Genomic DNA, 9,513 nt, shown 5'->3' with positions numbered 1-9,513 from the left:
CCATGTGTCCGGTCCGTACACACAGGCAAAAAAAGACCCGGCAAGAGCCGGGTCAAATAACCGTGATTAGCCTGATGAGGAGATAATCTGAGAGTCCGAACCAAGGGCTTTCCAGAATATCGACCAGTCTCGCGACCAGTTGTGATAATCATATCGATTCTCATTACCAAGTCAACAGGTGATTTCCCATTTGTTCGATTCGTGTCGCACGCTCGTTCCAAGTCCTTGTATTCATTGAACTCTGCCTGTCGTTTTCAGTGCGCTCAGTTGTGTAACCTGTTTATTCAACAGGTCGATACGCCGGGCCATGCTCTCGATCAGGCTGCTGGCAATCTTCGGATTGCTCTGGGTCAGGCTCAAAAACTGGTCCTTGGGAATGCGCATGATGGTGCTGGGTTCGCGGGTGATGATCGTGGCGTTGCGTTTCTCGCCGGTAAACACGGCCATGGCACCGAAAATCTCGTCCTTGGGCACATCGCCCACCTTCACGCCATCGACAAACGCTTCGGCGTGGCCGTCGATGATTACGAACACATGGTCCGCTTCATCGCCCTGACGGATCAGCATTTCGCCGCTGGCAACACGCTGGAAGCCGTTGGTGGCGCGAAACTCCGGTTGCTGAAGGCGCGCCACGGCATCGGACAGCAGGGCGGTCTGCCCCGCCATGTATTGCAGGAACAGCTCGGAGCGGGCCGGGTCGGCATAGATGTGCTGGAACACCTGCGATCGAAGGTAGGGTGTCAGCGCCACGGGCGTCTTGCTGCACAGGCGACAGCGGGGCAGCCCCGCGTCCTGGCGCAGGCCGATCAGATCGCCCTGCTGCAGATAGAACAGCGCACGATCATCGATACAGCCGTGCAGCCGGCCTGTATCGAGCATGAACAGTTGATCGGTGGACAATGCTGCGGCGAGGTCGTCGATGGCAGGAAAAGCGACGGCGGGTCCGCTAGGCGCTAAACCCTGCAACAGTCGGGCGGGCATGTTTTGCAGGCGATTGATCAGTGTTTCGGCGTAAGCCGGTTGTTCCCCAAGTAAGTACATGGCGAGCGGTACTCGTTCAGTTCTTGTGGCGTGACGAGATGGCTTCGAGTTGTTTGTTCAAGGCTTCCTTGCGTTCAGCGGGGATGTCGTTCCAGTGCACGTCCATCAAGGCGCCTTCGATCGCGTACAACAACACCTTGGAGGCCCGGAACCCGCGCGTGCGCACGGCCCGATAAGCGTCCACCGCCCCCAGGCGACGCAAGTCCGAGGCGCTGTGGATGCCCACGGCATGCAGCCATTGCGCCGACGTCTTGCCAAGATTCTTCAGGTGTTGCAGTTCATCATTCATCAAGCCTCCTTGCGATGGCCGAATGGTGCGTGGGCAAGCTTCTGAGGAGTGTAGCCATCAGCAGGAAAAGCGTGATTGTTTGCTCGGTTTCGATGCAAAAGCTTCTAAGCGGCAGTTGCCCCTGACGTTGCTAAAAGCGAGGAAAAGGAAGGGGATAGCGATCAAAATGCCCGATTTTCGAGCAAGACCGCCCGACGTCAAGCGCGAAGTGGGGGCGCTGGACTTGTCATTTCAGACTGACGGTCAGCGGGTGCGATAACGCAGGCGCGTACCGAAGTTCATCGACATGAGGATTTCGTCGGCGCTCAGTTCCGCCGGAAAGTAGGCGCCGGAAATTTGTGCATGGGCCAGGCTCGCACCTTCAAGTGAAGCGTTGCGAAAATCGATGCCGCGCAGATCGGCGGAGCGGAAATAGGCGTCGGTGAAGTCGATGCCGTCGGCGTCCAGTTCGCGCAGGTCCAGGCCACGGAAATCACCACCGACCATGTTGATAGTCCCGTGCTGGGGGCGCTCTTTGTTGAAACCGGCGATGTCGTCCTTGTGCAGCAAGGCATAAAGCGGGGTGTCGAGCAGTTTCGGCTGGCTCATGTCGCGTCACCTGTTGGATTTATGACGCCAGTATAGTGCCAGTATTTGAAGGCCGTGAAGCCGGGTCAGGCTTCACGGCACAAATGCCCCCTTACAGGCCGGGCAGGCGCTGGCGAATCTGTTCCACCACCGTGTCGAGGGTTCCACTTTCGTTGGTCTGCACGCGCTTGCTGCAGAGGATTTCTGCGGGTGTCAGAGCTTCACGACTGGCTTGCTGGGCTTCGATAACGGCCAGGGTGGCGTCGGACGGATCCTTTTGGTCTGCCTGGCGCAGGGCCAGCCAGCTCTCGATCACTGCTTGCGGCGCATTGCAGTCAAGGATCAGGAAAGGCGCGCCGGTGGCCTCGGCCACTTTCGCCGCGTTGTCGCGCTGCTCATGCTTGAGGTAGGTGGCATCGACCACCACCGGGAACCCGGCATGCAGGATCTGCCCGGCAATTTCGTGCAGGCGCTGGTAGGTCGCGGCGCTGGCGTCGGCACTATAAATGCCGGCCTGCAGGTCATTGGCGACGGTCTGCTCGCCGAACAGGCGTTTGCGTTCAACATCGGAGCGCAGGCGAATCGCTCCCAGTGCCTCCACCAGGCGCATGGCCACGTGGCTTTTGCCAACGGCGGAAACACCGTGGGTGATGGCCATGAAGCGCGATGGGATGGTGCTGTAGCTTTCCGCCAGGTTGGCGTAGTTGCGGTATTGGCGCAGTGTCGTGGCGCGCTGCACCGCGGTGGCCTCGGCTGGCATGCTGAACAGGGTGACCTTGGCGCGCACAAGTGCGCGGTAGGCTTTGTAGAAGTTCAGCAGTTCCAGGCCGTGGTAATCGCCGGTCAGTTCCAGGTACTGGCTGATGAATCGACGCGCCAGGCACTTGAGGCCGCGGTCTTCCAGGTCCATCGCCAGGAAGGCGGTGTCGGCGTACACGTCGGTGAAGCGGAACGGTTCGTTGAATTCGATGCAGTCGAAGATCACCACGCGGCCGTCGATCACGGTGGCGTTGCCCAAATGGATGTCACCATGGCATTCGCGAATGAAGCCCTCGGACTTGCGTTGGGCGAACAGTGGCTTGAGACGTTCGAAGCTGCTTTCGGCCCAGGCCAGCAGGGCGTCCAGTTGCAGCAGGTCGGCCTTGTCGCTGAGGAAGGGACGAATCTGCTCGAAGTTCTGCCGTACAGGGGCCATGACACTGTCTGCGGTCCCGGCTTCGTGTTCTGCCGGCACTCGCGGTGCGTCCAGGTGGAAGCGGGCGATCTGCTCAGCCATCTGGTCGATGTGTGCCGGTGTCAGTTCGCCGTTGGCTTGCAGCGTGCTGAGCAATCCGTCCTGGGCAAACTGGCGCATTTTCAGCGCGTACTCGATGGCCGGACCTTCGCCGCCCAATTGTGGCGCTTCGGCGCTACCGGTGATCGGTAACACTTCGAGGTAAAGGTCCTCGGTCAGGCGCTGGTTCAGGCGCAGCTCTTCAGTGCAGAAATGCTCGCGAGCCTCAAGGGTGGTGAAGTCGAGGAAGCCGAAGTTCATCGGCTTCTTCACTTTATAAGCATAAGGGCCGGTAAGCACGACCCAGGAAATGTGGGTCTCGATGACCTTGAATCCATCTACAGGATGCGGGTAGAGGGCCGGGTTTTGCAGAGCGGCGATCAGGGACTGGCTCACAGGCGATCCTTAAGAGTCGGAAAAATTCAGGGGCTCATTATGGCGTCTAGCCAGCCTAACGCAAACTCGCGGGCCTCCTGTTGAGGATGAATAAAGTGCGTATAATCCGCCGCCATGACTCGTACTCGAACCCCCCGTACCCCAAAGAAACCCCCCTCCAGCGGCCTGCGGCCCTGGCTGGGCTGGGCCCTTAAACTCAGCCTGGTCGGCCTTGTGGTGCTGGCCGGGTTTGCCGTTTACCTCGATGCCATCGTGCAGGAGAAGTTCTCCGGCAAGCGCTGGACCATTCCGGCCAAGGTCTACGCGCGTCCGCTCGAGCTGTTCGTCGGACAAAAGCTGAGCCGGGATGATTTTCTCACCGAGCTCGATGCCTTGGGCTATCGACGTGAAAGCGTGGCCAATGGTCCGGGCGCGGCCTCGGTCAGCGGCAATACCGTCGATCTGAACACCCGTGGCTTCCAGTTCTATGAAGGCATGGAGCAAGCGCAACCGGTGCGAGTGCGTTTCTCCGGTGATTACGTGGCCGAACTGTCGGGGACCAAGGGTTCGAAGTTGTCGGTGGTCCGCCTGGAACCGCTGCTGATCGGCGGCCTGTACCCGAAAAACCTCGAAGACCGCATCCTGATCAAGATCGATCAGGTGCCGCCGTACTTGCTCGAGACCCTGGTCGCTGTCGAAGACCGTGATTTCTATCACCACTTTGGTGTCTCGCCAAAGTCGATTGCCCGGGCGATCTGGGTCAACGGCTCGTCGGGTCGCATGCGTCAGGGCGGTAGTACCCTGACCCAGCAGTTGGTCAAGAACTTCTACCTGACTAACGAGCGCAGCCTGACCCGCAAGCTGACCGAAGCAATGATGGCGCTGCTGCTGGAGCTGCACTACGACAAGCCTGAGATCCTCGAGGCTTACCTCAACGAAGTGTTTATCGGCCAGGACGGCCAGCGCGCAGTGCACGGTTTCGGCCTGGCCAGCCAGTTCTTCTTCAGCCAGCCACTGGCCGAACTGAAGTTGCATCAGGTGGCCTTGCTGGTCGGCATGGTCAAGGGACCGTCCTCCTACAACCCGCGCCGGTATCCGGAGCGTGCACTTGAGCGGCGCAACCTGGTGCTCGATGTACTGCAGGAGCAGGGCGTTGCCACGGCCGAGCAAGTCGAAGCCGCGAAGAAAATGCCATTGGGCGTGACCAAGCGCGGCAGCCTGGCGGACAGCTCGTTCCCCGGCTTCCTCGATCTGGTCAAGCGCCAGCTGCGTGAAGACTACCGCGACGAAGACTTGACCGAAGAGGGGCTGCGGATCTTTACCAGCTTCGATCCGATCCTGCAGATGAAAGCCGAAGCGTCGGTCAACGACACGTTCAAGCGCCTGTCCGGCCGCAAGGGTTCGGATGAGGTCGAGGCGGCCATGGTCGTGACCAACCCGGAAACCGGCGAGGTGCAGGCCATGATCGGCAGTCGCCAGGCGAGCTTTGCCGGTTTCAACCGGGCACTGGACGCGGTGCGGCCGATCGGTTCGTTGATCAAGCCGGCGGTTTACCTGACGGCACTGGAAAAACCCAGCCAGTACACATTGACCAGTTGGCTGTCGGACGACTACTTCTCGGTCAAGGGCGCGGACGGCCAGGTCTGGAAGCCGCAGAACTATGATCGCCGCTCCCACGGCACGGTTTTCCTTTATCAAGGGCTGGCGCACTCCTACAACTTGTCGACCGCACGCCTGGGCCTGGCCGTGGGTGTGCCGAATGTCCTCAAGACACTCGGGCGCCTGGGTGTCAGTCGCGAGTTCCCGGCCTTCCCCTCGATGTTGCTGGGCGCCGGCGGCATGACCCCGATCGAAGTGGCGACCATGTACCAGACCCTCGCCAACGGCGGTTTCAATACGCCGATGCGCGGGATTCGTAGCGTCCTGACGGCCGAAGGCGAGCCGCTCAAGCGTTATCCGTTCCAGATCCAGCAGCGTTTCGACCCGGCGTCGATCTACCTGATCCAGAGCGCCATGCAGCGCGTGATGCGTGAAGGTACCGGCAGCTCGGTCTACAACGTGTTGCCAAAGACCTTGACCCTGGCCGGCAAGACCGGGACCAGTAACGACTCGCGAGACAGTTGGTTCGCAGGTTTCAGTCAGGACTTGCTGGCGGTGGTCTGGTTGGGGCGCGACGACAACGGCAAGACACCGTTCACGGGTGCCACCGGTGCGTTGCAGGTCTGGACCAGCTTCATGCGCAAGGCCGACCCGTTGCCGCTGGACATGCCGCAGCCGGATAATATCGTTCAGGCCTGGGTCGATGCGCGAACCGGCCAAGGCTCCGACGCCGGTTGCCCCGGCGCCGTGCAGATGCCGTATATTCGCGGCAGCGAACCGCCTCCCGGTCCCGCTTGTGGTGGCGAAAGCCCGATCAACGGCGAAACGGTGATGGATTGGGTCAAGGGCTGGATGAATTAAGCAAAGAGGGTTTCAAGTGAACAAGTGGTTGATTCCAGCGGTGACCGCCGTGGCTTTGCTCAGCGGTTGTTCTTCGGTACAGCGCGGCTCGATTCCGGTGGTGGATTCCGGCACCAAGGTTTCCAATAGCGAGCGCGTTTCGGCGAACGGCGGCTACCGTCAGACGACGGTAAAACGTCCTGTGCAATCCCAGGCCCAGGAGATTCCACAAGGCGATACCGGTGTTGTCGTGATGGTGCCAGGGGGTGGCGCGGTGGCTTCGGCGCCAATCAGCACCAGCCCGATTACGCCAGGCCCGATTACCCCGGGTCCGATCACGCCAGGCCCGATGAACACGTCGCCGGTCCAGTCCGCACCGGTCAATCAGGGCAGCTACAGCATGCCTTCGACGCCGAGCGGGATTCCGTCGGCCAGTTCCGGTGGCCTGTCCGCCGACGAACAACTGGACGGTCCGGTGCTGGCCCTGTTGACCACCGCCCAGCAGCAACAGGCTAGCGGCGACCTCAATGGCGCTTCTTCCAGTCTCGAGCGCGCACAGCGTGTCGCCCCGCGTGAGCCGCAAGTACTCTATCGCCTGGCGCAGGTGCGCATGGCCCAGGGTGACGCGCCGCAGGCCGAACAATTTGCCCGCCGTGGCCTGACCTTCGCCAATGGGCGTCCGGCACTGCAGGCCAGCCTGTGGGAGTTGATCGCCCAGGCGCGTGAGAAGCAGGGCGATTCCGCGGGCGCCGCACTGGCTCGTCAGAAAGCCAAGGTTACTTCGTGATGGATGTACGTTTCCCAAAGATTGCCGATCAGTTGCTGCTGATCGAACGTGAGTTGCGGGTGCAAGGGTGGTGGGATGAAGTCCCGCCATCCGCTGAAGCGTTGTCCAGCGTCGAGCCGTTTTCGGTCGATACGCTGGACTTCGAACAGTGGCTGCAATGGATCTTCCTGCCGCGCATGAAAACAATCCTGGAACAGGATCTGCCCTTGCCGAATGCATCGGGAATTCAGGAGATGGCCGAGATGGTCTTCGCCGGGCGCAATGTCCAGGGCAAGGATCGGCAGCTGCAGGTGTTGCTCAAAGAGTTCGATCAACTGATCACCGAGTCGCGCTAACTCCCGATCCCCTGTAGGAGCGAGCCTGCTCGCGATGGTCGTCAACGGTGACACGGGCTGCCTGAATACCCGCGTTGACTGGACGTTTTTCGCGAGCAAGCTTTGCTCCTACATGCAGTTATCCGCAATCTGCTTTTGCGTTTCGCCGATGCGCTCCTGACGCTGGGAGCCATCAAGACGCCGCATCTGGCCATCCACTTCCTCTCTCAAACGCGGATTATTCTGCAATTGCGCCAGATTGGTTCGCGCCTGTTCGCAGAAAGCCTTCAGCTGGTTCTGTTGCTCGGCCACCTGCTTCTTCACCGACTTGTCGATCGCCTGTTGGTCGCCAATGGCGCCGCTGTGTGCGGCAGTGCCCGGTTTGCCGGGGGAGGAGGCGGGCGTGACGACAGTAGTGGCTGGCTGATCCCGAGGCGGTTGAGCATCGAAATGGGTAACGCCCTGGGCGTCGACCCACTTGTAAATCTGCGCGGCCATGGACGGCGGGCTGAGGGCGACCATCAGGCCGGCGATGAGGAAGTGCGTACGCATGCCAATTCCTTGTCAAAAGTTGCGCAATTGAAGCTAACACACAGGGGGTTTACAGGTTTTTTCTTGCGTTCTCATGTGGTTAGTAGAATAAACCTCATAGACGACTTGACTTGCAAGGGACGAAACAGAAGAATCCAAAGTCCGCTGTAGAGGGACTGCCAGAAGCAGACCCACTCGGCAGATCATGAGGCGCACATCCGCGCCGACCTGTTACACCCGCAACGCGTTACCTCGCGCTGGGTGGGAAAAGCCCGCAACACTTGGGACGATCCCAATACTTGCTCAGTCAGTGCTGACGTAGTCGGCGACCACCGTCGCTCATGCTCTGCTGAGAAGTAAACCTATTAAGACCCGTCCTTTTGTGGGCGGTATTCTGGCGTTTTAGAGGTGAACAACGTGGAGCTTTTATCTGGCGGTGAGATGCTCGTCCGCTTTTTGCGCGACGAAGGCGTCAAATATATCTACGGGTACCCGGGTGGTGCTCTTCTTCATGTCTATGATGCCTTGTTCAAAGAACCGGAAGTGACCCACATCCTGGTTCGTCACGAGCAGGCTGCGACCCATATGGCTGACGGCTACGCCCGTGCCACCGGTAAAGCCGGCGTGGTACTGGTGACTTCCGGCCCGGGCGCAACCAACGCCATCACCGGTATCGCCACGGCCTACATGGACTCCATTCCAATGGTGGTGATTTCCGGCCAGGTGCCTAGCACCATGGTCGGTACCGACGCTTTCCAGGAAACCGACATGATCGGTATCTCCCGGCCGATCGTGAAACACAGCTTCATGATCAAGCACGCGTCGGAAATCCCGGAAGTCATGAAGAAGGCTTTCTACCTGGCGCAATCCGGTCGTCCTGGTCCGGTCGTTGTCGATATCCCGAAAGACATGACCAACCCGGCCGAGAAGTTCGAATACGTCTTCCCCAAAAAAGCCAAGCTGCGCTCCTACAGCCCGGCCGTTCGCGGTCACTCGGGGCAGATCCGCAAGGCGGCAGAAATGCTCCTGGCGGCCAAGCGTCCTGTGCTGTACTCGGGCGGTGGCGTCATCCTGGGTGGTGGCTCCGCGCCGCTCACCGAGCTGGCGAAGATGCTCAACCTGCCAGTGACCAATACCCTGATGGGCCTGGGTGGCTTCCCTGGCACCGACCGTCAGTTCATCGGCATGCTGGGCATGCACGGCAGCTACACCGCCAACCTGGCGATGCACCATGCTGACGTGATCCTGGCCGTCGGCGCACGTTTCGACGACCGCGTCATCAACGGCGCATCGAAGTTCTGCCCGAACGCCAAGATCATCCACATCGACATCGACCCGGCTTCGATCTCCAAGACCATCAAGGCCGACGTGCCTATCGTGGGTCCGGTCGAGAGCGTCCTGACCGAAATGGTCGCGATCCTCAAGGAAATCGGCGAGACCCCGAACAAGGAGTCCGTGGCCAGTTGGTGGAAGCAGATCGACGAGTGGCGCGGTGACCGCGGCCTGTTCCCTTATGACAAGGGTGACGGCAGCGTCATCAAGCCGCAGGCGGTGATTGAAACCCTGTGCGAAGTGACCAAGGGCGATGCCTTTGTAGCCTCCGACGTGGGTCAGCATCAGATGTTCGCGGCGCAGTACTACAAGTTCAACAAGCCGAACCGCTGGATCAACTCCGGTGGCCTGGGCACCATGGGCTTCGGTTTCCCGGCAGCCATGGGCATCAAGTTGAGCTTTCCGGATGATGACGTCGCCTGCGTAACGGGCGAGGGCAGCATCCAGATGAACATTCAGGAATTGTCGACCTGCCTGCAATACGGTTTGCCGGTCAAGATCGTCATCCTGAACAACGGTGTACTGGGCATGGTTCGCCAGTGGCAGGACATGAGCTACGGCAGCC

Annotated in this window: 9 protein-coding genes; 4 read left to right on the top strand and 5 right to left on the bottom strand. The window is 60.2% G+C overall.

From position 1 onward, the window contains the following. Positions 1-231 precede the first annotated feature (231 nt). From PMI35_RS26865 to PMI35_RS26880, 4 genes are all read right to left on the bottom strand, one after another. Complete coding sequence (locus PMI35_RS26865) at positions 232-1,041, bottom strand: Crp/Fnr family transcriptional regulator (RefSeq protein ID WP_008055834.1); 810 nt, start codon at positions 1,039-1,041, stop codon at positions 232-234. Positions 1,042-1,057: 16 nt separating this feature from the next. Continuing rightward, complete coding sequence (locus PMI35_RS26870) at positions 1,058-1,330, bottom strand: TfoX/Sxy family protein (protein WP_007971093.1); 273 nt, start codon at positions 1,328-1,330, stop codon at positions 1,058-1,060. Positions 1,331-1,573: 243 nt separating this feature from the next. Next, positions 1,574-1,918 (bottom strand): pentapeptide repeat-containing protein, encoded by a 345-nt coding sequence (locus PMI35_RS26875; RefSeq protein WP_008055833.1) that lies wholly within the window; start codon positions 1,916-1,918, stop codon positions 1,574-1,576. A gap of 91 nt (positions 1,919-2,009) precedes the next feature. Beyond that, positions 2,010-3,566, bottom strand: coding sequence for a bifunctional aminoglycoside phosphotransferase/ATP-binding protein (locus tag PMI35_RS26880; RefSeq protein ID WP_008055832.1), 1,557 nt, complete (start codon positions 3,564-3,566; stop codon positions 2,010-2,012). Positions 3,567-3,680: 114 nt separating this feature from the next. Between PMI35_RS26880 and mrcB the strand changes: the two genes are divergently transcribed. Genes mrcB through PMI35_RS26895 form a run of 3 tightly spaced genes read left to right on the top strand, consistent with a single transcriptional unit; the run spans position 3,681 to position 7,106 of the window. Further along, a complete protein-coding gene (gene mrcB, locus PMI35_RS26885; RefSeq protein WP_008055831.1) occupies positions 3,681-6,005 on the top strand; it encodes a penicillin-binding protein 1B in 2,325 nt (774 codons plus the stop codon). 16 nt (positions 6,006-6,021) lie between these two features. After that, positions 6,022-6,771: a tetratricopeptide repeat protein gene (locus PMI35_RS26890; protein ID WP_008055828.1), complete on the top strand. Its 750-nt coding sequence runs from the start codon at positions 6,022-6,024 to the stop codon at positions 6,769-6,771. After that, a complete protein-coding gene (locus PMI35_RS26895) occupies positions 6,771-7,106 on the top strand; it encodes a YqcC family protein (RefSeq protein WP_008055827.1) in 336 nt (111 codons plus the stop codon). Before PMI35_RS26890 ends, PMI35_RS26895 begins: the two co-directional genes overlap by 1 nt. Before the next feature lie 108 nt (positions 7,107-7,214). On the opposite strand, the gene PMI35_RS26900 is transcribed toward PMI35_RS26895, so the two are convergent. Beyond that, positions 7,215-7,637 (bottom strand): DUF4124 domain-containing protein, encoded by a 423-nt coding sequence (locus PMI35_RS26900; RefSeq protein WP_008055825.1) that lies wholly within the window; start codon positions 7,635-7,637, stop codon positions 7,215-7,217. A gap of 396 nt (positions 7,638-8,033) precedes the next feature. On the opposite strand from PMI35_RS26900, the gene PMI35_RS26905 reads away from it, so the two are divergent. Beyond that, a partial coding sequence (locus PMI35_RS26905) for an acetolactate synthase 3 large subunit (protein ID WP_008055824.1) occupies positions 8,034-9,513 on the top strand: 1,480 nt, incomplete at its 3' end.

The organism is Pseudomonas sp. GM78 (assembly GCF_000282475.1).
GTDB lineage: Bacteria > Pseudomonadota > Gammaproteobacteria > Pseudomonadales > Pseudomonadaceae > Aquipseudomonas.
Note: the sequence above shows the minus strand (reverse complement) of the source record. Positions and strands in the feature narration are given on the sequence as shown.